This is a genomic window from uncultured Parabacteroides sp. (assembly GCF_902493135.1).
Taxonomy (GTDB): Bacteria; Bacteroidota; Bacteroidia; order Bacteroidales; family Tannerellaceae; genus Parabacteroides.
Window position 1 is genome coordinate 1 of record NZ_CABUOD010000029.1, and the last position, 24,475, is coordinate 24,475.

General features: G+C 47.6%; 15 protein-coding genes and 1 pseudogene. 12 read left to right on the forward strand and 4 right to left on the reverse strand.

Annotation, left to right across the window (positions count from 1 at the left end):
- The first annotated feature begins 290 nt into the window (after positions 1-290).
- From RDN79_RS13135 to RDN79_RS13165, 7 genes are all read left to right on the forward strand, one after another.
- Positions 291-5,132, forward strand: a complete 4,842-nt coding sequence (locus RDN79_RS13135; protein ID WP_298552901.1) for a RecQ family ATP-dependent DNA helicase — start codon at positions 291-293, stop codon at positions 5,130-5,132.
- A 264-nt stretch (positions 5,133-5,396) separates the two neighbouring features.
- Positions 5,397-7,292 (forward strand): amidophosphoribosyltransferase, encoded by a 1,896-nt coding sequence (locus tag RDN79_RS13140; RefSeq protein ID WP_298552902.1) that lies wholly within the window; start codon positions 5,397-5,399, stop codon positions 7,290-7,292.
- A 2-nt stretch (positions 7,293-7,294) separates the two neighbouring features.
- Positions 7,295-8,464 (forward strand): glutamine-hydrolyzing carbamoyl-phosphate synthase small subunit, encoded by a 1,170-nt coding sequence (carA, locus tag RDN79_RS13145; RefSeq protein ID WP_298552903.1) that lies wholly within the window; start codon positions 7,295-7,297, stop codon positions 8,462-8,464.
- A 105-nt stretch (positions 8,465-8,569) separates the two neighbouring features.
- A complete protein-coding gene (gene carB, locus RDN79_RS13150; protein ID WP_298552904.1) occupies positions 8,570-11,809 on the forward strand; it encodes a carbamoyl-phosphate synthase (glutamine-hydrolyzing) large subunit in 3,240 nt (1,079 codons plus the stop codon).
- 72 nt (positions 11,810-11,881) lie between these two features.
- Positions 11,882-12,622 carry a (Fe-S)-binding protein gene (locus RDN79_RS13155; protein ID WP_298552905.1) on the forward strand — a complete coding sequence of 247 codons (741 nt, stop codon included), beginning with the start codon at positions 11,882-11,884 and terminating at the stop codon, positions 12,620-12,622.
- Positions 12,619-13,986, forward strand: a complete 1,368-nt coding sequence (locus tag RDN79_RS13160; RefSeq protein WP_298552906.1) for a lactate utilization protein B — start codon at positions 12,619-12,621, stop codon at positions 13,984-13,986. The genes RDN79_RS13155 and RDN79_RS13160 overlap by 4 nt, the downstream gene beginning before the upstream one ends.
- Positions 13,987-14,026: 40 nt before the next feature.
- Complete coding sequence (locus RDN79_RS13165; RefSeq protein WP_298552907.1) at positions 14,027-14,605, forward strand: LUD domain-containing protein; 579 nt, start codon at positions 14,027-14,029, stop codon at positions 14,603-14,605.
- 92 nt (positions 14,606-14,697) lie between these two features.
- On the opposite strand, the gene RDN79_RS13170 is transcribed toward RDN79_RS13165, so the two are convergent.
- Complete coding sequence (locus RDN79_RS13170; protein WP_298552908.1) at positions 14,698-14,949, reverse strand: GlsB/YeaQ/YmgE family stress response membrane protein; 252 nt, start codon at positions 14,947-14,949, stop codon at positions 14,698-14,700.
- Positions 14,950-15,217: 268 nt separating this feature from the next.
- Here RDN79_RS13170 and RDN79_RS19080 point away from each other — a divergent pair.
- Positions 15,218-15,429: pseudogene (locus RDN79_RS19080) on the forward strand (ABC transporter ATP-binding protein); the annotation flags it as partial.
- Between the two features lie 93 nt (positions 15,430-15,522).
- On the opposite strand, the gene RDN79_RS13175 reads toward RDN79_RS19080, so the two are convergent.
- Entirely contained in the window at positions 15,523-16,521 is a 999-nt protein-coding gene (locus RDN79_RS13175; RefSeq protein WP_298552909.1) for a gliding motility protein GldB, read from the reverse strand.
- Between the two features lie 124 nt (positions 16,522-16,645).
- On the opposite strand from RDN79_RS13175, the gene RDN79_RS13180 reads away from it, so the two are divergent.
- The gene (locus RDN79_RS13180) at positions 16,646-17,968 is read left to right on the forward strand and encodes an MATE family efflux transporter (RefSeq protein WP_298552911.1); all 1,323 of its coding nucleotides are present in this window, start codon (positions 16,646-16,648) and stop codon (positions 17,966-17,968) included.
- 15 nt (positions 17,969-17,983) lie between these two features.
- Here RDN79_RS13180 and RDN79_RS13185 read toward each other — a convergent pair whose 3' ends face one another.
- Positions 17,984-19,108, reverse strand: a complete 1,125-nt coding sequence (locus tag RDN79_RS13185) for a DNA polymerase III subunit delta (protein WP_298552912.1) — start codon at positions 19,106-19,108, stop codon at positions 17,984-17,986.
- A 410-nt stretch (positions 19,109-19,518) separates the two neighbouring features.
- Here RDN79_RS13185 and RDN79_RS13190 point away from each other — a divergent pair, with 410 nt between their 5' ends.
- Entirely contained in the window at positions 19,519-20,562 is a 1,044-nt protein-coding gene (locus RDN79_RS13190; RefSeq protein WP_298552913.1) for an asparaginase, read from the forward strand.
- Positions 20,563-20,643: 81 nt separating this feature from the next.
- On the opposite strand, the gene metF is transcribed toward RDN79_RS13190, so the two are convergent.
- A complete protein-coding gene (gene metF / locus RDN79_RS13195; protein ID WP_298552914.1) occupies positions 20,644-21,594 on the reverse strand; it encodes a methylenetetrahydrofolate reductase [NAD(P)H] in 951 nt (316 codons plus the stop codon).
- A 500-nt stretch (positions 21,595-22,094) separates the two neighbouring features.
- Here metF and RDN79_RS13200 point away from each other — a divergent pair, with 500 nt between their 5' ends.
- Both RDN79_RS13200 and RDN79_RS13205 read left to right on the forward strand, forming a co-directional pair.
- Positions 22,095-23,114, forward strand: a complete 1,020-nt coding sequence (locus RDN79_RS13200; RefSeq protein WP_298552915.1) for a branched-chain amino acid aminotransferase — start codon at positions 22,095-22,097, stop codon at positions 23,112-23,114.
- 159 nt (positions 23,115-23,273) lie between these two features.
- The gene (locus RDN79_RS13205; RefSeq protein ID WP_298552916.1) at positions 23,274-24,452 is read left to right on the forward strand and encodes an ATP-binding protein; all 1,179 of its coding nucleotides are present in this window, start codon (positions 23,274-23,276) and stop codon (positions 24,450-24,452) included.
- Positions 24,453-24,475 lie beyond the last annotated feature (23 nt).

The window sequence follows — 24,475 nt, forward strand, 5'->3', positions numbered from 1 at the left end:
ACTTATAATATAGACTTTTATTTTTTAAGCTGTGCTCTTTTATTAATTAAATACACAAAAAGTAACCATACAGCAAAAGTGAACAAGACCCTTGGAAATTACCCGCAAGGGTAATATTTTTTAACATTCCATCTGATAGCAAAAACCCTTATTGGGTTATCAAAATGTTAATATGGAAAAAGATGGTCGGAGAAAGATTCTCTTGGTGCGGTTACCTTGAAGATAAAAGAAGAGGATATTGCCGGATAAAATAAAAAATGTATTTTTGCCACAAAACAAAAATATAGTCCATGAAAGACATCACCTTTGTTGATTTGGAAGTAACGCTGAACACCTGCCGGGTAGTGGATATCGGAGCTATCCGGTCCGACAGAACTCCTTTTCATGAAAATTCCTTTGAAAATCTGTTGCTTTTTTTGCATCGGGTACCTTATATAGGCGGACATAATATATTAAAACATGATCTTTTATATTTGAAACCTCAGTTTGAGAAAGCAGGCTGCTGGCAACCGAAAATAATTGATACGCTCTATTTATCCTCGTTGCTGTTCCCGGAAAACCAGCATCATCAACTATTGAAGGATGATAAGTTGCAGGCCGGCAAACCTAATAACCCGGTAAACGATTCGCTGAAATCGTTGGTGCTGTTCGAGGAAGAACAAAACGCTTTTGAGCACCTGGACAGTATGCGGAAAATGATCTATTACGGATTATTGCATGATACGGATGAGTTCGGCGGCTTTTTTGATTACATAGATTATGCGCCGGATATTCCGGATGATTTTCCGGGTAGCATCCTTGCGTGTTTCGATAAAGAAATATGTATATCTTCTCCCCTTGCTGAACTGATAGCCTCTTATCCGGTGGAATTAGCTTATTGCCTGTCTTTGATAGGTTGTTGGGATAGCCATTCCGCCATTCCGCTCTGGGTATTGCATAATTACCCGAAGGTAGGATGGGTGATGGATCGTTTGCGGGATACACCTTGTGAAAATAATAAATGTGCTTATTGCAAAGGAGCATTCAATAGTAAGGAAGGACTGAAATATTTTTTCAAGTATGATTCGTTCCGTACTTATGAAGGAGAAGATCTGCAGCAAAAAGCGGTGGAGGCTGCGATTAAAGAAGAATCTCTTTTGGCCGTTTTTCCGACAGGCGGAGGAAAATCCATCACCTTCCAGCTTCCGGCTTTGATGAGCGGTAAACGGATAAAAGGACTTACTGTCGTTATCTCTCCCTTGCAATCCCTGATGAAGGACCAGGTGGATAACCTGTGGAAGAATGAAATCATGGATGTTGTTACCATCAACGGGATGTTGGATCCGGTGGAACGTGCCCACGCCATCCAAAGAGTGGAAGAAGGATCGGTTTCCTTGTTGTATATATCGCCGGAGTCGCTTCGTTCGAAAACAATAGAGCGGTTGTTGGTCGGGCGCAAAGTGGTTCGTTTCGTTATTGACGAGGCGCACTGTTTCTCGGCTTGGGGACAGGATTTCCGCGTGGATTATCTGTATATAGGTGATTTTATACGTCTGTTACAGGAACAAAAAGGAGGGAAGCAAGCGATACCGGTGTCCTGTTTTACTGCCACTGCCAAGCAGAATGTAATAGAAGATATCAAAGACTATTTTTTCGAAAAGCTGAATATACGTTTTAAAACATTCTGTTCGGGGAGTACCCGTAAAAATCTAAAATACAAGGTTTTCAAGGTAAAAGATGAAGATGAGAAGTATGAACTGCTGCGGAGTATCGTTGAAGAACATGATTGTCCGGCTATCGTTTACGTATCCCGTACTCGTACGGCAGCCAAAGTAGCCATGCGCTTGCAGCTGGACGGTTTTTCGGCCGGCACTTTTCACGGGAAGATGGAGACCCGGATGAAAACATCCAGTCAGAATGATTTCATTGCCAATAAAATCCGGATAATGGTCGCTACTTCTGCTTTTGGGATGGGGGTCGACAAGAAAAATGTCGGTCTGGTGGTCCATTACGAGATCTCGGATTCGTTAGAGAATTATGTGCAGGAGGCTGGTAGAGCCGGACGTGACGAAGCAATCGAGGCGGATTGTTACGTTCTTTTCAACGAAGAGGATCTGGACAAGCACTTCTATCTGCTCAATCAGACCAAACTGCGTATTAAAGAGATACAGCAGGTTTGGAAAGCAATTAAAGAACTTACCGCTTCCAGGATTTCGTTGTCTGCTCTCGAACTTGCCCGCAAAGCCGGTTGGGATGAAAATATCCTGGACGTGGAAACGCGTGTTACCACTGCGATAGCCGCGCTTGAAGAAGCCGGTTATATCCGGCGGGGGCAAAACAATCCGTGTGTTTTTGCCGATAGCATCCTTGCGAAAACGGCTCAGGAGGCTATCGATAGGATAACGGCCTCTCCGCGTTTTAACGGCGCCCAGGAGGAAGAAGCCATACGCATCATCAAAAAATTGATTTCGACGAGAAGCCGCAAGCATGCCAATGGCGAGATCCCGGAATCCCGTATCGATTATATCTCGGACCATTTGGGAATATCCCGGCAAGAAGTGATGCTGATCATTCGCTTGTTGCGGGAAGAAAATATTCTGGCAGATGCTTGTGACCTGACAGCCTATATAAAAAAAGGTGAAAACAGCAATCGTTCGCTCGAAACAGTGCGTCTTTACAACCGTCTTGATGAATATCTCTTGTCTGTTTTTACCACTGAAGAACAATCTTTCAATCTGAAAGAGCTGCGGGAAGAAGCCGAGATCGAGACGAAAGAAAATATTTCGCCGGATAAGCTAAGCAGGCTCCTCAATTTTTGGTCTGAAAAGAACTGGATCAAACGGATATACCTGGATAATGCGCGGAACCATGTCACGATTGCCCGTACCGGATCGGTCCTCGATCTGGAAGAACTGACGGAAGGGAGGCATCTCTTGTCCGATTTCATCATTCGTTATTTGTTTGAGAAAACAAGACAGTCCGGCGAACAGGAACAGTCCGAAAATGTTTTGGTCGAGTTTTCCGTGCTTGAGTTGAAAGAGGCGTATGAGAAGGATGTCCGGAAACAATTGTTCGGCCATGTCATCCGGATGGAAGATATCGAAGATACCCTTCTGTATCTTTCGCGGATAGGAGCCTTGCAGATCGAAGGTGGCTTCTTGGTTTTATACAACCGGCTGCAGATAGACCGGTTGGTGCTGAATAATAAGATGCAATATAAACAGGATGATTATCATAAACTCGAACTGTTTTATGCCAATAAGATCCAGCAGATCAATATCGTCGGCGAATATGTACGGAAAATGCTTTCCGGTAATGGCGATGCATTGGAGTTTGTTGACGACTATTTCCAGCTGAATTATTCGTCATTCCTTCAAAAATATTTCCCCGGTAAACGGAGGAATGAGATTAACCGGAAAATGACGAATACCAAACTCCAGCGGTTATTGGGGGAATTGTCCGAAACACAGTTGGAGATTGTCAAGGATGACCGTCCCGGCTCTATAGTCGTCATGGCGGGACCCGGAAGCGGAAAGACACGTGTACTTGTTCATAAACTGGCTTACTTGTTGTTGGAGGAAGATGTCAAGCACGAACAGCTCTTGATGCTGACCTTCTCTCGTGCCGCTGCGAGTGAATTCAGACAAAGGTTACAGGAGTTGATAGGGGCTGCCGCCGGTTATGTCGAGATCAAGACTTTCCATTCTTATTGTTTCGACCTGTTGGGGCTGCAAGGTTCTTTGGATAAATCGTCTTCCGTAATTGCCGATGCCGTGGAGAAAATAGACAATGGGGAAGTAGAGATAAACCGCATTACAAAAACGGTTCTGGTGATCGATGAGGCGCAGGATATGACGGAAGACGAGTTTTCGCTGGTGGAGGCGCTTATTCGGAAAAACGAGGATCTGAAGGTGATCGCGGTAGGTGACGACGACCAGAATATTTACAGTTTCCGTCGTTCGGATTCCCGATATATGAGAAAGCTGGTCGATGAATACGGTGCCCGTACGCATGATTTGCTGGTCAATTTCCGGAGTAAGAAGCGTTTGGTCGAGTTTGCGAATCGTTTTTTGGAAACTATACCGGGAAGGATGAAGCAGTCACGGATCATTTCCCACGATCAGGATGAAGGTGAGATCCGTATCGTCCAGTACCAATCGCCGAATATGGTTATGCCATTGGTACAGGAAATTTGTGAAACTCCTTTGACCGGAACGACCTGCGTACTGACTCAGACAAACGAGGAAGCGATACAGGTCGCCTGTTTGCTGAAAGAAAAGCGTATGCCTGTCCATTTGATTCAGTCGAATGACGGTTTCCGTCTGTGCGATATGGATGAAATGCGTTTCTTCAACCGGATTTTAGGATTGCAAGAGAGGGTTCATCTGATAGATGAAGCACGTTGGATTGAGGCGAAACAAACTATTAAAAATGAATATTGTGAGGCGGCCTCTTGGGAGATTTGTCGGGGGATCATTCAGAATTTCGAACAGCTTTATCCCCGTAAGTATCGTTCGGATTGGGAAACGTATCTGTTTGAATCGAAGCTGGAAGATTTCTATGCCGTTCGGGGAGAAACTATCATTGTCTCTACGATTCATAAGGCAAAAGGGAAAGAGTTTGACAACGTCTTCCTGCTTTTAAACGATAATAGGAATTTATTGGAGGATAACCAGCCTGTCACGGATGAAAAGAAACGCGAGATTTATGTGGCTCTCACACGTGCCAAAAACCGGTTATCGATCCATTTGAATAGCTATTATCCTGAGATTTTCGGCAATGAGGAAGAGATTGTCCGGTTCGATAAGGATTATTATCCGACGCCGGAACGTTTGCCGTTCTTACTTACGCATCGCGATGTATGGTTGGACTTTTTCAAAGATGCAAGGAGACAGGAGTCGATTGGATATCTGAAAAGCGGCATGCCGTTGCGGTTGATGGAGGGCGGTTGTTACGATTCATCGGATAGGGAAATTGTCCGTTTCTCAAACAGTTTCAAAAACGAGATCGGGAAGTGGCAGGACAAAGGATATGAACCGAAGGAAGCACGCGTTAATTTCGTGGTGCATTGGAAGAAACTGGGAGAAGAAGAGATAAAAGTGCTTTTACCGGAAATAGTGTTGGTGAAGGCCCGCTTGTCCTGTTTGAAATAAAGGTCGGTTTCTTCGGAACAAAACTGCTCCGATAATGATTATAAAGGAAAAGCCCTTTGCTTTCTTACGATCCGTATGAGGGAAAAGGGCTTTTCCTTTTTATTTGATAGGTCTGTCGAAAGAATATTGTTTTATAAAATAATTTAACTAAATGGCAGATAAAATGATTATTTCTATTAATGTGTCAAATAAATTTCGTTTGTATGAACATTATGTAATATAATGTAAGTATCTTTGCAGTCGAAATAAACAAGATAGAACCAAATGGAAGTACTTAAACACGAGTGTGGAGTCGCCATGGTCCGGTTACTAAAGCCTTTGGAATATTATCATCAGAAGTATGGAACCTGGATGTATGGGCTCAATAAGCTCTATTTGTTGATGGAAAAGCAGCATAACCGCGGTCAGGAAGGAGCCGGTTTAGCATGCGTCAAGTTGGAAGCCAGCCCCGGCGAAGAATATATGTTTCGGGAAAGAGCATTAGGCACAGGAGCCATCACCGAGATATTCGCAGCCGTTCATGAGCATTACAAGGATTTGCCGCCCGGCAAACTGAACGATCCGCTTTTTGCTAAAACAAACCTTCCCTTTGCAGGAGAGCTTTATATGGGGCACCTGCGTTACAGTACAACCGGTAAGTCCGGTATTTCCTATGTCCATCCTTTTTTACGCCGTAACAACTGGAGAGCCAAGAACCTTGCTCTTTGCGGTAATTTCAATCTTACTAACGTACAGGATATTTTTGAAGAGATAACAGCCATCGGCCAGCATCCGCGTGCCTATGCCGACACTTTCATCATGCTGGAACAGGTGGGGCACCGTCTGGACCGTGAGGTCGAACGCCTGTACCGGAAGTACGAAGCCGAAGGGCTGAAAGGAATGGAGATCACCCATGCGATCGAAGCGAATGTCGATCTGTCGAATGTCCTGAAACGTTGTGCCCCGCAGTGGGACGGCGGTTTCGTGATCTGCGGACTGACCGGGAGTGGCGAGTCTTTCAGCGTGCGCGATCCATGGGGCATCCGTCCGGCGTTCTATTATGCCGATGACGAGATCGTGATCCTGGCAAGCGAACGCCCGGTGATCCAGACGGCCATGAACGTGCCTGCCGAAGAGGTACATGAACTGAAAAGGGGAGAGGCACTGATCATCAACAAGCAAGGTAATTGGCATACGTCGCAGATCGTAGAGCCGAAGGAAAATAAGGCCTGCTCGTTCGAGCGCATTTACTTCTCACGTGGAAGCGACCGGGATATTTACCGCGAACGGAAACGGTTGGGGGAAAATCTGGTGCCTGCCATCCTGAAAGCTGTGGACAATGACTTGAACCATACGGTCTTTTCCTTTATCCCGAATACGGCGGAGGTCGCCTACTTCGGATTGCAGGAGGGCATGAACGAATATTTGAACAAGAAGAAAAAGGAATGGATCGCCGATCGTAGCCACCTGCTTCAGGAGGAAGAGCTGGAACAAATCTTGTCCATGCGTGTCAGGTGCGAAAAAGTGGCGATCAAGGATATAAAATTGCGTACCTTTATTGCCGAGGGAAACAGCCGTAACGACTTGGCTGCCCATGTGTACGACATCACGTACGGAAGCATCGTGCCTTTCGAGGATAACCTGGTCGTGATCGACGACAGTATCGTGCGTGGTACGACACTCCGGCAGAGCATTATCGGCATCCTGGACCGCCTGAACCCGAAGAAGATCGTGGTGGTCAGCTCGTCTCCCCAGGTGCGTTATCCGGATTATTACGGCATCGATATGTCCCGCATGAGCGAGTTTATCGCCTTCAAGGCTGCCGTGGCGCTTTTAGTGGACAGGGGGATGGAATCCGTCCTGCTCGATGCTTATAAGAAAGCTAAGCGGCAGCAGGCCGTGCCGTGCGATACGATCGTGAACTATGTGAAGGAGATTTATGCGCCTTTCACCGACGAGGAAATCTCGGCCAAGATGGTTGAACTGCTTACCCCCGCCGGAACACGTGCGAAGGTGGAGATCGTCTACCAAACACTCGAAGGACTGCATGCCGCTTGTCCCGATCATCCGGGCGACTGGTACTTTTCCGGCGATTATCCGACACCGGGCGGCGCACGAATGGTGAACGAAGCACTTATCCACTTTGTGGAAATTGAATATGGAAAATTGAAAATTAAATAAGAATGACAAGAAAAACTGCAACATTGGTCTTAGACGACGGGAGCATGTTTCACGGCTTCTCTTTTGGTTTCGACAAGGCGGTGGCCGGCGAGGTGGTGTTCAATACCGCCATGACCGGTTATCCCGAAAGCCTTACCGATCCTTCGTATGCCGGGCAGCTGATGGTTCTGACTTATCCGCTGGTCGGAAACTACGGGGTGCCTCCTTTCTCTATCGAAGAGAATGGCTTGCCAACCTACATGGAGAGTGAGAAAATTCATGCAGAGGCGATTATAGTGAGTGATTATAGCGAAGAATATAGCCACTGGAATGCTGTCGAAAGCCTTGGCGACTGGCTGAAGCGTGAGATGATCCCCGGAATCACCGGTATCGATACCCGTGCGTTGACGAAGAAGATACGGGAGCACGGGGTGATGATGGGACGCATCGTTATCGGCGGTGCCGGTGAAACTGACAATGGACAATTGACAATTGACAATGAAGAAGGGATGCCGGATTATGGCAGCATCAATTATGTAGACCGTGTTTCTTGTAAAGACATCATTGTTTATCAGCCTGACGGTACGAGCCGGACCTACCCCTTGTCTGAAGTCGATAATTGCCAATTATCAATTGCCAATAGTCAATTGAAGCGTGTCGTGCTTCTCGATTGCGGGGTGAAAGCTAATATCATCCGTAACCTCTTGAAACGGAATGTGGCGGTGATCCGTGTTCCCTGGAACTATGATTTCAATCATCTGGAATATGACGGGCTTTTCCTTTCGAACGGTCCCGGCGATCCCGATACTTGCGATGCTGCTGTACGGAACATTCGCAAGGCTCTTGCAGGAGACAAACCTATCTGTGGCATTTGCATGGGAAACCAGTTGCTTGCAAAGGCCGGAGGCGCTTCGATCTATAAGCTGAAATACGGTCACCGCAGCCATAACCAGCCGGTGCGCATGGTGGGGACGGAGAAGTGCTTTATCACTTCCCAGAATCACGGCTATGCGGTGGATAATGATACGTTGGGGGCTGACTGGGAACCGCTCTTTGTCAATATGAACGACGGGACGAACGAAGGAATCCGGCATAAGACGAAGCCTTTCTTCTCTTCTCAGTTCCATCCTGAAGCATGTAGCGGACCGACTGATACGGAGTTTATCTTCGATAAGTTTGTAGAGCTGCTCTAAGCCCTTCTGCCCGGTGCTTTTCTCCGGGTGTAAGGAGAGCTGGCCTTCGGGCATACCCGGAGACACCCTGCCTAAAATATGTTAACGAATAAAAGAATCCGAAAAATGAAAGAAGATATAAAGAAAGTCCTGATACTCGGAAGCGGCGCCCTCAAGATCGGCGAAGCGGGCGAATTCGACTATTCAGGTAGCCAGGCACTGAAAGCCATCAAGGAGGAGGGAATCCGGACAGTGCTTATCAATCCGAACATCGCTACGGTACAGACTTCGGAAGGAGTGGCGGATACCGTTTATTTCCTCCCTGTCACCCCCTTTTTCGTCGAAAAGGTAATTGCCAAGGAACGTCCGGATGGCATCCTGCTTGCTTTCGGCGGCCAGACGGCGTTGAACTGCGGTGTGGCGCTTTACCAGAGCGGCGTGCTGGAAAAATATAACGTCCGTGTGCTTGGTACTCCGGTACAGGCGATTATGGATACGGAGGATCGTGAACTCTTCGTCCGCAAACTTGATGAGATCGGTGTGAAGACGATCAGGAGCGAAGCGGTGGAGAATGCCGAAGATGCCCGCCGGGCTGCTGCCGGGCTGGGCTATCCGGTGATTGTCCGTGCTGCTTATGCATTGGGCGGTCTTGGTTCCGGCTTCTGCGACAATGAAGAGGAACTGAACGTGTTGGTTGAGAAAGCCTTTTCTTTCTCTCCCCAGGTGTTGGTGGAAAAGAGTTTGAAGGGGTGGAAAGAGGTGGAATATGAAGTGGTGCGCGACCGTTTCGACAATTGTATCACGGTCTGTAACATGGAGAACTTCGACCCGTTAGGCATCCATACCGGCGAGAGCATCGTCATCGCCCCATCGCAGACGCTGACCAACAGCGAATATCATAAACTGCGCGAACTGGCTATCCGGATCATCCGCCATATCGGTATCGTGGGCGAATGTAACGTGCAGTATGCTTTCGATCCTGAAAGCGAAGACTACCGTGTGATCGAGGTGAACGCCCGTCTCTCCCGTTCTTCCGCGCTGGCCTCCAAGGCAACCGGCTATCCGCTGGCTTTCGTCGCTGCCAAGCTGGGGCTGGGCTACGGTCTTTTCGACTTGAAAAATTCGGTGACGAAGACGACAAGCGCTTTCTTCGAACCGGCTCTCGACTATGTGGTGTGCAAGATTCCGCGTTGGGACTTAGGCAAGTTTCACGGTGTGGCGCGTGAACTGGGTTCGAGCATGAAATCCGTCGGCGAAGTGATGGCGATCGGCCGTACTTTCGAAGAGGCGATCCAGAAAGGCCTGCGTATGATCGGGCAGGGCATGCACGGCTTCGTGGAAAACAAGGAGCTGGTGATCCCTGACATCGACAAGGCGCTCCATGAACCGACCGATACCCGTATCTTCGTTATCTCCAAAGCGTTCCGTGCCGGATATACCGTCGATCAGATACACGATTTGACGAAGATCGACCGTTGGTTCCTGCAAAAACTCTACGGGATCATGCAGACTTCGCAGGAGTTACACAATCAATTAAATCCGCTTTTATCCGCCCAATCCGCGTCATCCGCGTTCCTTGCTCTTCTAAAGCGTGCGAAGGTACAGGGGTTCTCTGATTTTCAGATTGCCCGTGCCCTCGGCTTCGAGGATGATATAGAAAAAGGCATGATGCAGGTCCGCCAGTTCCGTAAGGAGCACGGTATCGTCCCGGTCGTGAAGCAGATCGATACGTTGGCTGCCGAATATCCGGCGCAGACGAATTACCTGTATCTGACCTATAGCGGTACGGAAAATGATGTGCAGTATTTAGGCGACCACCGCTCCATCGTTGTGCTGGGTTCCGGTGCTTACCGGATCGGTAGCTCGGTTGAGTTCGACTGGTGCGGTGTGCAGGCGTTGGAAACGATCCGCAAGGAGGGCTGGCGTTCGGTGATGATCAACTACAATCCCGAAACGGTTTCGACCGACTATGATATGTGCGATCGCCTCTACTTCGACGAACTGACGTTCGAGCGGGTTATGGATATCCTCGAACTGGAAAATCCGCACGGCGTGATTGTCTCGACAGGCGGCCAGATCCCGAACAACTTGGCGATGCGTCTGGACGAGCAGCATGTCAATATATTAGGTACGTCCGCCAAGAGCATCGACAATGCCGAGGACCGCGAGAAGTTCTCCGCCATGCTGGACCGCATCGGGGTGGATCAGCCGCGCTGGAAAGAGCTTTCGTCGATGGACGATATCAATGCGTTTGTGGCCGAGGTCGGTTTCCCGGTCTTAGTCCGTCCGAGCTATGTGCTGAGCGGCGCCGCCATGAACGTCTGCTCCAACCAAGAGGAACTCGAACGCTTCCTGCAACTGGCGGCCAACGTGTCGAAGAAACATCCGGTCGTTGTCAGCCAGTTCATCGAGCATGCCAAGGAGGTGGAAATGGATGCGGTTGCCGATAAGGGCGAGATCGTCATGTATGCCATCTCCGAACATATCGAGTTTGCCGGTGTGCATTCTGGCGATGCGACCATCCAGTTCCCGGCACAGAAACTCTATGTCGAAACGGTACGTCGCATCAAGCGTATCAGTAAGCAGATCGCGAAAGAGTTGAATATCTCCGGCCCGTTCAACATCCAATATCTGGCGAAAGGCAACGAAATCAAGGTGATCGAATGTAACCTTCGCGCGAGTCGTTCCTTCCCGTTCGTCAGCAAAGTATTGAAGATAAACTTTATCGAACTGGCTACCCGTATCATGTTGGGCTTGCCTGTCGAAAAACCGAATAAGAATGAGTTCGACCTGGATTATGTAGGTATCAAAGCCTCCCAGTTCTCCTTCAACCGTTTGCAGAAAGCCGATCCCGTCCTGGGAGTCGATATGGCTTCGACGGGTGAGGTCGGCTGTATCGGTGACGATGTTTCCGAGGCGGTCCTGAAGAGCATGCTCTCTGTCGGTCTCCGCATCCCGGAAAAGAATATTCTGCTCTCGACGGGTACGCCAAAACAGAAAGTGGCCATGCTGGACGCCGCCAAAATGCTGGCTTCGAAAGGCTACAACCTCTTTGCCACAGGCGGGACGCATCGTTTTCTTGAAGAGAACGGCATCCCCAGCACGCAGGTTTACTGGCCGAGCGAGGAAGGCAAGGAACCGCAAGCACTCACCATGCTCCATGAAAGGAAAATCGACATGGTTGTGAATATTCCGCGCGACCTTTCCGCCGGTGAGTTGGATAATGGCTACAAGATCCGCCGTGCCGCCATTGACCTGAACATTCCGCTCATCACGAATGCCCGTCTGGCAAGCGCCTTTATCGAAGCGTTCTGTACCCTGGGCATGGATGATATTCAGATACGGAGTTGGCAAGAGTATAAGTGATCCGTTACTTTTGGATCAAGCCAAAAGTAACCAAAATAATTATTACATTTGTGGTAATTAAAATAAACCAATATGAAGATAGGATTATTTATCCCCTGCTATATCAATGCGGTATATCCGGAAGTTGGTGTTGCTTCCTATAAATTATTGAAAAGTCTCGGCTTGGATGTGGATTATCCGTTAGACCAGACTTGTTGCGGCCAGCCGATGGCAAATGCCGGGTTCGAGCATGAATCGGCGGGATTGGCGTTGCGGATGGAAGAACTGTTCCGTCCGTACGATTATGTGGTTGGTCCTTCCGCCAGTTGCGTCGCTTTCGTGAAAGAGAATCATCCCGGCATTCTGGAAAAGGCCGGGCATGCGTGTATGAACAGCAAGAAGATTTATGATATCTGCGAGTTCCTGCACGATATAGTGAAGGTCAAGGAACTGAAAGCCGAATTTCCCCACAAGGTGAGCATCCACAATAGCTGTCACGGCGTGCGCGAATTGCACCTCTCTTCGCCGAGCGAACGGAATATCCCGTATTACTCCAAGTTGCGCGATCTCCTTTCCTTGGTGAAAGGCATCGAGATATTCGAACCGAAACGTATCGACGAGTGTTGCGGTTTCGGTGGCATGTTTGCGGTTGAGGAACCCGAAGTGTCCGTTTGCATGGGACAAGATAAGGTGAAGGATCACATGAGTACGGGAGCCGAGTACATCACCGGTGCCGACAGTTCCTGCCTGATGCATATGGAAGGCGTGATCAGGCGTGATAACCTTCCGATCAAAACGATTCATATTGTTGAAATATTAGCTTCCGGATTATGAGCACGAAACATTCAAAAGCAGCTGCCCGCTTCATCGAGAACCGTAAGCAGGAAGCCTGGCACGACGAAACCCTCTGGATGGTGCGTGCCAAACGGGATAAAATGAGTCATTCGCTTCCCGAATGGGAACGTTTGCGCGAACTGGCCAGTGATATCAAACTCTATTCGAACAGTCATCTGGATACCCTTTTGGAGGAGTTCGAGAAGAACGCCACAGCCAACGGGGCGATCGTCCATTGGGCGAAAGATGCGGCGGAACATAATGCGATCGTCGATGAAATCCTGCAACAGCACAAGGCGCATACGCTGATAAAGAGCAAATCCATGTTGACCGAGGAGTGCGGCATGAACGATTACCTGTTTGGAAAAGGCTACGATATAATCGAGAGCGACCTCGGTGAACGTATCCTCCAATGGATGAAACTTCATCCCAGCCATATCGTGATGCCCGCTATCCACATCAAACGCCAGGAGGTAGGCGAGATGATGGAGCACGTGTTAGGTACGGAAAAAGGGAACTCCGACCCGACCTATCTGACGCATGCCGTCCGTAAGAATATGCGTGAGAAGTTCCTGACAGCCGATGTCGCCATGACGGGAGCTAACTTTGCAGTCGCTTCGACCGGCGAGATAGTGGTCTGCACCAACGAAGGAAATGCCGATATGGGAACCTCTTTCCCGAAAGTCCACATCGCGACGTTCGGCATGGAGAAGATCGTGCCGGACCGGGAGTCGCTTGGTGTCTTTACCCGCCTGTTGGCACGCTCCGGCACGGGGCAACCGATTACTTCCTATACTTCTCACTATTGTAAACCGAAAGAAGGGGGTGAGTTCCATATCATCATAGTCGATAACGGGCGGAGCGATATCCTGGCACGTCCCGATCATATCCGTACGCTGAACTGCATCCGTTGCGGCGAATGTATGAATACCTGTCCGGTCTATCGCCGTAGCGGCGGTTATTCCTATACCTATTTTATACCCGGCCCGATCGGGATCAACTTAGGGATGCTGAAAGATCCGGTGAAGTATTCGGACAATGTTTCCGCCTGCTCGCTATGCCTCTCTTGCTCCAATGTCTGTCCGGTCAAGATCGACCTCGGCGAACAGATCTACCGCTGGCGCCAGGACTTGGATAAGATCGGAAAAGCGAGTACGGAAAAAAAGATCATGTCCGGCGGCATGAAGTTCCTGATGGAACGTCCGAATCTGTTCAATACGGCTTTGAAGTTTGCTCCGATAGTCAATAAGATGCCTCGTTTTATGATCTACAACTCTCTGAATGCATGGGGCAAGGGCCGTGAACTGCCAGCCTTTGCCAAGCAGTCGTTCAACGAAATGTGGAAAAGTAACAAGATAAAATAATATAGGGGCGAGGTAGGCTTGCCCTTAAAATAATACGACAATGAGTAGCAAAAACGATATATTATCCGCTATACGCCGTCATACCGGCAAGCGTTATGAGATGCCGGAACTGGCACTGGATGCCATCACCTATGAAGATAAAGTCGCCCGGTTTGCCGAATCCCTGAATGCTGCCGGAGGAAAAGCAGTCCTGATGCAACCCGGTGACGATATCAACGATATTATCCGCCGGCATTTTCCCGATGCGACCCGTATCGCCTCCAATCTCCCCGGCATTGCCTGTGCCACTTTTAACCCGGACGACCTCGACGATCCCCGCGAGTTGGACAATACCGACCTTGCCGTCGTGGAAGGCCATTTCGGTGTAGCCGAGAACGGCGCTGTCTGGATTACCCGTCAGGTGAAACATAAGGCATTGTATTTCATCTCCAACAGCTTGGTCATGCTGATAGACCGAAGTTCGATCGTGAACAACATGCACGAGGCCTATAAACGGACGGAAAACATGACATACGATTTCGGCGCTTTCATCTCAGGTCCGTCCAAAACAGCCGATATCGAACAGGCGCTTGTATTGGGTGCGCATGGCCCGGTCGGGGTACTGGTGGTGTTGAAATAGGGATCTGTTCCCTATAAATAGCAAAAAAGAACAGGGCAACGCAAATCTCGCCGATTGAACGGATTTGCGTTGCCCTATATGTCCTGTTGTTACTAATCTACATTTCGTTTATTAAACAACGAAGCGATCCATAACACCAGAATGGCTCCGACCGTAGCCGTAATCAAACTGCCGATAATACCGGAAGCCGCAATTCCGAGTAATCCGAATACCCAGCCACCCAATACGCCTCCGACTATCCCCAAAATCAGATTGATTATTACTCCGAAGCCACCGCCCCGCATGATTTTACCGGCAAGGAAGCCGGCTACTATACCTATGATAATATACCATAAAAACCCCATAGCTTTTAAATTTTATGTTATTATTATATATATAACCGTTCATGGAGGCATGAAGTTTATTACAATAATGAATTCCTGTTTCAAAACGTCGGCGTTTTTTTGAAGGTGATACTTCGATAGAGAACTTTGCCTCCCTGAATGACGACTGGAATGTGGAGGAACGTTGCCTTTCGGCACTTACTTGCTGGGATTTGGATCATCTGCCGCTTTTCCGGCCGGTGTATTCGTTGAGTGGAGAGGAAAAGAAAAAGGTATTCCTTTCCGGTATTGCCTTATAATCGGAAATAATGCACCGAATGTATTTATTTTAGACGAACCGACGAACAATCCGGACATCCAAAGTGTTGAAATAATAACAGCGGCTATAAAGAGTTATAGAGGAACGGTGTTGTCGATCTCGCACGATCATTATTTGTGAAAGAAATAAAAATAAACCGCTCCGTTAAACTTTTTGATTCCGATCCTGTTATTAAGATATAGTGTTTTTCATGGTATTAGAATTAAGTTAGATTAGGTTATCCGTCCAGTTCGCGAGAATAGGACGGTTTTCTTTTTTATATACCCTGTTAGTCTTTAGGGCTTGTATTTCGATTCGGTCAGGATGGCCTGGCTATCGTTGTTTTGCATCAGGGCTTCCGGAGTCGAATTCGTTTCCCGCATATATTTGTCGATAATCTGCCAGCCGAGCCAACTGCCGAGATTTCCCGGAGCATCGCTTGACAGGAATGTGCTGGGGACATTATCGAAATATTTACCTGTCGTCATCTGGTCGGGCGTATAAAGATGCTTGCGCTCTATGATAGCCTTCCACAGGTTGGATTCATTCTCCTTGCACCAGTTATAGGAAGTTTCCGTGTAGCCCATGAGTGCTTCGGGAGCCAGTTCGGGAAATGCCTGGTGAATCAGATATTTTATTTTACCTTCATAGATCATCCGGTCGAGCAGTACGTTTTCTTTTCCTTCAAACGGATACTCGGACATCAGCCAACCGGCAAGGTAATCGGGGACGATATGTTCAGGTGTCATCAACCGGCGCTGGAAATCATAGAAGAAATCCTGGTACAAGGGATATCCCTCGCCTAAATATTTATCTATCGAGATAGACAACAGGCTGTCGCCGACCAGTACATTCTGGTTGAAGCCGGAAACGTGCATATAGACGGCCGGGATCTGCATCGATGGAAAGCAGGTCTTCAGCCATGCGAAACCGTTGCCGAGCGCTTGCTCGATCCGGGATACATCTTCATATTGACGGACAGCATCGGCGTATAGCCCCTTCAAAGTCGGTTCGGAATAATAGTTGACCAATTTGTCGAAGAAACCGGGCATTGCCGGAGACTTCATGTTCAGGATGCCTTTTCCCAATACGTCGAGCATTTGCGGGTATTCGCGGGCAAGCACGGCTTGCAGGGCAGAGTCGTTCGTTTCGACCAGCTTCAAAAGCTCCTTGTCGAAACGGTTGATCTTGACCGGAGCGGCCGAAGTGACAGCTGCCGGGATATGGGAATTCTGTCCGTTACAACTGAAGAGGTAAAATGACAGAGAGAATATCAGCAATAATTTCGCTTTCATAGAAATTTCATTATAAATTATACGGGCCATCATGCCGGTTCATTTTTGTAAAAACGAATGTCGCCCGGTTATATTGTGCAATCCATTCTTATTATTATCTTTGCACCCCTTTTTATCAAGCAATATGCAATTCACGAACAAACAAATTCTGCAAATAACATTCCCCGTTTTGATGAGTCTCCTGATGGAGCACATGATCGGGTTGACCGATACCGCCTACTTGGGGCGGGTGGGGGAAATCGAGTTGGGAGCGTCGGCATTGGCGGGAGTCTATTACCTTGTGATTTATATGCTCGGCTTCGGTTTCAGTATCGGTGCGCAGGTATTGATAGCCCGACGAAACGGTGCACAGGAGTATAAACGGATCGGGCCGGTCTTCCTACAAGGAACGTTTTTCCTGTTGCTGCTTGCCGCGTTGCTGTTCACGGCTTCGCATCTGTATTCGCCTCTCTTCCTTCGCAAACTGATCGGTTCCGATGGTGTCTACCAAGCTACGATGAAGTATGTGGACTGGCGTGTCTATGGCTTTTTCTTCTCCTTTGTGGCCGTTATGTTCAGGGCTTTTTATGTCGGTATCACAAAGACAAGGATCCTGACCATAAACTCGGTCGTGATGGTGTTGACCAATGTAATGCTGAACTATGTCCTGATATTCGGAAAGTTCGGATTACCGGCATTGGGAATTGCCGGAGCCGCGATCGCTTCATCGGTCTCGGAGGCTGTTTCGGTACTGTTCTTCATTCTTTATACATGGAAGAAAGTCGATTATGAGAAATACGGGTTGTTTAAGTATTCGGGTTTGGATTTCCGGATGTTGAAGCAAATATTGGGTGTCTCTATCTGGATTATGATTCAGCACGGGATTGCTTTTTTAGGCTGGTTCGTGTTCTTTGTCGTGATGGAGCATCAAGGAGAGCGGCCATTGGCGATTACGAATGTGGTGCGAAGCATTTCTTCGTTTCTGTTTATGTTTGTCAATGCTTTTGCTTCGACTTCCAGTTCGCTGGTCAGCAATCTGATCGGTGCGGGAAAGTCGGAACAGGTGATGGGATTGTGCGGACGTATGATACGGATTTGCTATTACTTCGTTTTGCCGCTCGGTATCCTGATCGCCCTGTTTCCGGAACTGGTATTGCGCATCTACACGGATAATCCGGATCTGATTGCCGGTTCCGTGTCGTCACTCTGGGTGATGCTTTCCTCTTATCTGATTGCGGTTCCGGCCTTTATCTTCTTTTTCAGCGTGTCGGGAACGGGAAATACGCAAACGGCATTGCTGATTGATATGGCAAGTATCTTTGTCTATGTTCTCTATGCACTTTGGGTCGGTATCCGGATGCATGCGGATGTGGCGGCCTGCTGGACAACGGAGCACGTCTACGATTTGATGATCCTGTCCGCTTTCTTCTATCTCTGGAAAGGGAACTGGCGGAATAAAAAGTTGTGACCGCTGATCCGGTGATTACCGTTTTATCAATACGGTAAGCCGTAGGGAAAGATCGAAAAAGACCATCTTCGCATTCACATTTTGCGTCACGTGCCGTTCCGCTTTTGCCAGTTCATCCATGATGTCGATCACGTTCCGTTCATTGATGAAAGGGGCGAACTTCACGGCAAATCCGGCTTCGTCCATATTCATATAATTGAGTTCCGGCGACTGGAACCGATACATGAAGTTCTCGCGTATCAGATGCTGGCAATAAGCAAAGAAGTTCTTCTGCCGTTCACGCCCGATACTTGCCAACACGTCTGCCATGTCTTTCATGCCTCTGACATTACGCGCCCAGGAGTTGCGCATCATGCCTTTGAACTGTTCCAGGTAGAACTTGTTCTCTTCTCCCAGGCTGATAGCCTCGACCGCTTTCAGATAACTCCCGTTCGCCAGATGGGCGACATGCTTGGCATCTTCGGGAGTCAGGTTGAACCGGGAAATCATGGAGGCGGCGATATCTTCCGGATGAATCCCGCGCACGTTGATACGTTGCGCACGGGACAGGATCGTTCCTAAAACCAGATCGGGAAGTTCCGAGACCATCAGGATCACCGTGTTCCGGGGAGGTTCTTCGATTATCTTCAGGAGTTTGTTGGCACAGGTCGGGTGGAGTTTTTCCGGTAGCCAGACCAACAGGATGCGGTAAGTCGCTTCGTATATCTTGAGGCTCAGTTTCCGGATAATCTCGTCGCTCTCTTTCGAGTAGATCAGAGCTTGCGAGTTGCCGGCATCGATATAATCCAGCCAGCCGTCTATGTCGAAATAGGGGCGGTCTTTCAGGAAGCCTCTCCATTCGGTGAGGTAATCGTCGCAGACGTCCTTTTTCTTCTCCTTCTTGGAAACGATCGGGAACACGAAGTGAAGGTCCGGGTGGGCCAACTCGTCATACTTCAGGCATGACGGGCAATGCCCGCATGAGTCCGTCTCCGTCCGGTTCGTGCAGTTCAGATAACGTGCGTAAGCCAGTGCAAGAGGAAAAGCGCCTGCGCCGCCCTGTTCCGTGAATAGCTGGGCGTGCGGGACGACACCTGTCTGTGCCGAATGTATAAGTCGTCTTTTTATTTCTTCCTGACCGATAATATCCTTGAAGTACATGTTGCTCCTTATTGAGTTGATAGAGCAAAGGTACGAATAATCGGGGAAATAAGAAACCTCATCTTAATGCGCGATCTGTATTTTCTCTTTTATGCATTTACCGATAAAAAGCACAAGCAAAAAAGGATATAACGCCAAATCCATTGCGATAAACAGTATGTATTTCATCTTCGTAAAATTTATTCTTCCGTCGATAAGACTAAGATACTTGTAAAAACCCCTATCCAATAACAAACTTTTTTTCATTTTTGTTGTGCGGTTGACAAAATGTAATGTTTTTACTTGTATATATTCTTATTGTGGTGGCTTTTGGATAAATTTAAATTATCTTATCTTGGTATTTGATTTCAAAATGATAGTTATTATCTTTGCGCCGTAAAAAAGGAAATCACATAAATACGGATTGTATTATGAATGTATGCAAGGAAGACGCTTCTATTCTGATTATATATACGGGAGGCACTATCGGTATGATAGAAAATCCTGAGACAGGTTCTTTGGAGGCCTTTAACTTCGAACATTTGGAGGAGCATGTCCCCGAACTGAAAAATCTCGGATATAAAATATCGTCTATCCAGTTCGACCCGCCGATGGATTCATCGGAGATGGGACCGGATTCATGGATGAAGATCGTGCATGTCATTGCGGAGCACTATCATGATTACGACGGTTTTGTCGTTCTGCATGGGACCGATACGATGGCATTTACCGCTTCCGCTTTGAGCTTTATGCTGGAAAACCTGAGCAAGCCGGTGATCCTGACCGGTTCACAGCTTCCGATCGGCATGCTTCGTACGGATGGAAAGGAAAACCTGATTACGGCGATAGAGATTGCCGCTGCCCGTGAAAACGACATGCCGCTGGTTCCTGAAGTCTGTATTTTCTTTGAGAACGACCTGTTGCGCGGCAACCGTACCAGCAAGACGAATGCGGATAATTTCAATGCGTTCCGTTCCTATAATTATCCCCCGCTGGCACATGCCGGCATTTCGATTAAGTATGATATCCCCCAGATTTACCATCCGGTATCCAGGAAACCGCTGAAACCGCATTACCTGTTGGACCGGAATATTGCTATCCTGAAAATATTTCCCGGAATTTCCCCTCTGGTCGTGGAAAGCATATTGAATATCCCCGGCTTGAAAGGCGTCGTGATGGAAACATTCGGTAGCGGGAATGCGCCCGGATATGACTGGTTGTTGGAAATGTTGAAGGATGCGGTCGAACGAGGGATCGTCATTGTCAATGTTACCCAATGCCTTGCCGGAAGTGTGGAAATGCACCGCTATGAAACCGGCCGCAAATTGTTGCAAGCCGGCGTGGTGAGCGGTTACGACAGCACGACCGAATGTGCGGTTGCCAAGTTGATGTTCCTGTTCGGGCACGGTATGACGCCGGATGAGGTAAAGGAACATCTGAATTGTTCGCTGATCGGGGAGATTACGATTGCTTGAAATATAGTTTCTTCGGCATGGAAACATAGTTTCATGGGCAGGAAAATATAGTTTCATGCCCATGAAATGAAATTTTCGTGTTTAATACACCTCTTTTGCCACCTTGTAAACGCTATCCGATGCCATCATCGTATAGAAGTGCAGGCTCGGAACGCCGTGTGCGATCAGGTCTTTGCATTGCTGGATGCACCATTCGACACCCACGGCTTTAGCTTCATCGTCCGTCTTGCATTTGCGAAGTTCCGTTGCAAACGGTTCGGGGATGTCCGAACGGAATATCTTGGGCAGCACGGTAAGCTGGTTCTTGAATACGATCGGTTTGATACCCGGAATGATGGGGACCGTAATGCCTTCCGCCCGGCAACGGTCTACGAATGCATAATATTTCTCGTTGTCGAAAAACATCTGTGTCACTAAGTAGTCCGCCCCGTTTTTTACCTTCTCTTTCAGATAGAAAATATCCGATTCCATATTGGGCGCCTCTTCATGCTTTTCCGGATAGCAAGCCATTCCGTAGGAGAACGGGGTTTCATTGGCTTCGAAAGTGGAACCGTCTATGGCGATGCCTTTGTTGAAGTCATTCACCTGCTGCTGGAGGTCGGTCGCATGTTCGTGGTATATGTCCGTTTTTTGTCCGGCTTCCAGCGTTTTTACATCCCCGCGGAGCAACAACAGGTCGTAAACACCTAAAAAGTTCAGGTCGATCAGTGCATATTCCGTTTCATCCTTTGTAAATCCTTTACATATAATATGAGGAACAGCCGTCACGCCATATTTATTCTGGATGGCCGAAGCGATGGCGACCGATCCGGGACGTTTGCGGATGTTTACCTTCTGGAAGCTGCCGTCCGGCAAGGTCTTATAGATATATTCGCTATGATGAGACGTTATATTAATGTATTTGGGATCGAACTCGACCAGTTTGTCTATCACGTTATATACTTTCTGTATGCTGTTCCCTTTCAAGGGAGGAAGTATTTCAAATGAGAAAGCGGTGTTCTTGCTGCTGTTGATCAGATCGATTACTTTCATGCTATTGTTTTTATTTCGGGTGACAAATGTACATAAAAAAACAGTAAAGTTTGTCACTTTGCTTTGTTTATTCGAATATTGCCTTGAATTCCATGTTGTTCTTCTTTATTATGGAGAAAAGAAATTTACCGGTTTTACCGGATGGCAAGGAGGTTGAAAAATACAATATCCCCCCCCCTTGAAATGTGATTTGTTGTAAGTTGTTGATATTTAATCTTGTGTGAAAATGACCGTTTATTAAAAAATATTACCCTTGCGGGTAATTCGGATTATATGGGGTAGAAAATCGAATTATATGGGGTAGTAGTTTCGATTTGGACCAATGGTTTTTGTGGCATGAAATACAATAAGGTGGAAATGTGGCAATATACTTGGCGCATGACACGCATACCGCGACAACCTGCGCGATTATTTTCCTGCAGGATTAAATAAGGCGGCGGCTGCTGTTTTTCATTTTTTATTAATACCTTTGCCTGTCAATAATCTAATTACGATAAGAGATGGAAAATATTAATTGGTCTGATCTGTCATTCGGTTATATGAAGACAGACTATAATGTAAGGTGTTACTATCGGGACGGTAAATGGGGCGAACTGGAAGTAAGTTCTTCCGAGATCATCAATATTCATATGGCTGCCACATGTTTGCATTACGGACAGGAGTCGTTTGAAGGATTGAAGGCGTTCAAAGGGAAGGACGGCAAGATCCGTGTGTTCCGTATGGATGAGAACGGCAAACGTATGCAATCTTCCAGCCGTGGTATCAAAATGGCCGAGCTGCCCGTTGAGAAGTTTGAAGAAGCTGTCCGCAAGGTCGTAAAACTGAACGAACGTTTTGTGCCGCCTTATGAAAGCGGGGCTGCTTTATATATCCGTCCGTTGATGATCGGTTTGGGCGCCCAGGTGGGTGTGAAGCCGGCTCCCGAATATATGTTCATGGTGTTTGTAACGCCGGTGGGACCGTACTTCAAGGGAGGTTTCAAACCCTCCAAAGTATGTATCATGCGCGATTACGACCGTGCCGCCCCTCAGGGAACCGGTACGATCAAGGTCGGTGGTAACTATGCCGCCAGCCTCGTTGCGGGCGAAAAGGCTCATGAGTTGGGCTATGCCGCTGTCTTATATCTGGATCCGAAAGAAAAGAAATATCTGGACGAATGCGGTCCGGCCAACTTCTTCGGAATCCGTGGTAACAGCTATATCACTCCGCAATCCCATTCTATCCTGCCTTCCATCACGAACAAGAGTTTGCAGCAGTTGGCAACCGACATGGGCCTGACGGTAGAACGCCGTCCTGTTCCGGTCGAAGAGATCGCGACATTCGACGAAGCTGCCGAATGCGGAACAGCCGCAGTTATCGCTCCGATTTCACAGATCGACGACTTGGATATCGATAAATCTTATGTGATAGCAAAAGACGGCAAGCCGGGTCCTGTTTGTGAAAAGCTATACAATAAACTGCGTGCTATCCAGTATGGCGATGAACCCGACACCTATGGATGGGTAACGGTAATCGAGTAATCCGGATCTTTGTGAAGTTGGCAATTGTAAAGGCGAATGTAAACATTTGATATGACAACTGCCAACTTTAAATTATCAACTATAAATAAAATTGCTATCTCGGTATTGCAAAACATAGAATATTTTCTAACTTTGCCACCGATATAGCAATAAATATAGGTGGAAGCATTCTTTAAAACACATAAATACCTGGTAGAACACTTGTATTCGCCGGTTCGCAGAGGACTGATGGATGAGATCGACTGGAATGACCGGTTGATCGGCATTAAGGGTTCTCGCGGAGTGGGAAAGACGACTTTTCTGCTGGATTATGCCCGTGAGCATTTTGGCGCGGACAATAAGGAGTGTCTTTACATAAATCTGAATCATTTTTATTTTACGGAACGTACATTGGTCGATTTTGCTTCTGAGTTCAGGGCAAAAGGGGGAAAAGTGCTGCTGATCGATCAAGTGTTCAAATATTCGGGATGGTCGAAAGAACTCCGCTATTGTTACGATAACTTCACTGACTTGAAGATCATCTTTTCGGGTTCTTCCGTCATGCGGTTGAAAGAGGAGAATCCCGACCTGTCGGGCAAGGTGGTTTCGTATAACCTGCGAGGTTTTTCATTTCGGGAATTTTTTAATCTGATGTCCGGAAACCGTTTCCCGGCTTATACATTTGAAGAAATATTGGCGGGCCATCAGGAGATCGCGAAAGGTATCTGCTCGGTGGGAAAACCGATGGCATACTTTCAGGACTATCTGCATCATGGTTTCTATCCCTTCTTTCTGGAGAAACGCAATTTCTCGGAGAATCTGTTGAAGACCATGAATATGATGTTGGAAGTAGACGTGTTATACATAAAACAAATCGAACAGAGCTATCTGCCGAAACTGCGCAAGCTGCTTTACCTGTTGGCGACAAGCGCCCCTTGTACGCCCAACGTGAGCCAGTTGAGCAAAGATATAGAGACTTCGCGGGCCACCGTGATGAACTATATCAAATATCTGGCCGATGCTCGTTTGATGAATATGCTTTATCCGGTGGGAGAGGCGTTCCCCAAGAAACCGTCTAAAGTATATATGTACAACTCCAATCTGATGTATCCTATCCGGCCGATGGAAGTGAATATGCAGTCTGTCCGCGAATCATTCTTTTACAACCAGCTCCTGAAGGACAATAAATTGAATGAGGGGGGGAAGAACGCACATTTCCTGGTCAATGGAATGTATAACTTCAGGATTGAAGAAAACATGAAAGTGAAGAACAATCCTGATCTGTATTATGCAATCGATAAGGTCGAAGTGGGAGAGGACAACATGATTCCGCTTTGGCTTTTCGGCTTTTTATATTGAAATCTTTTTAAATACTAATAGTA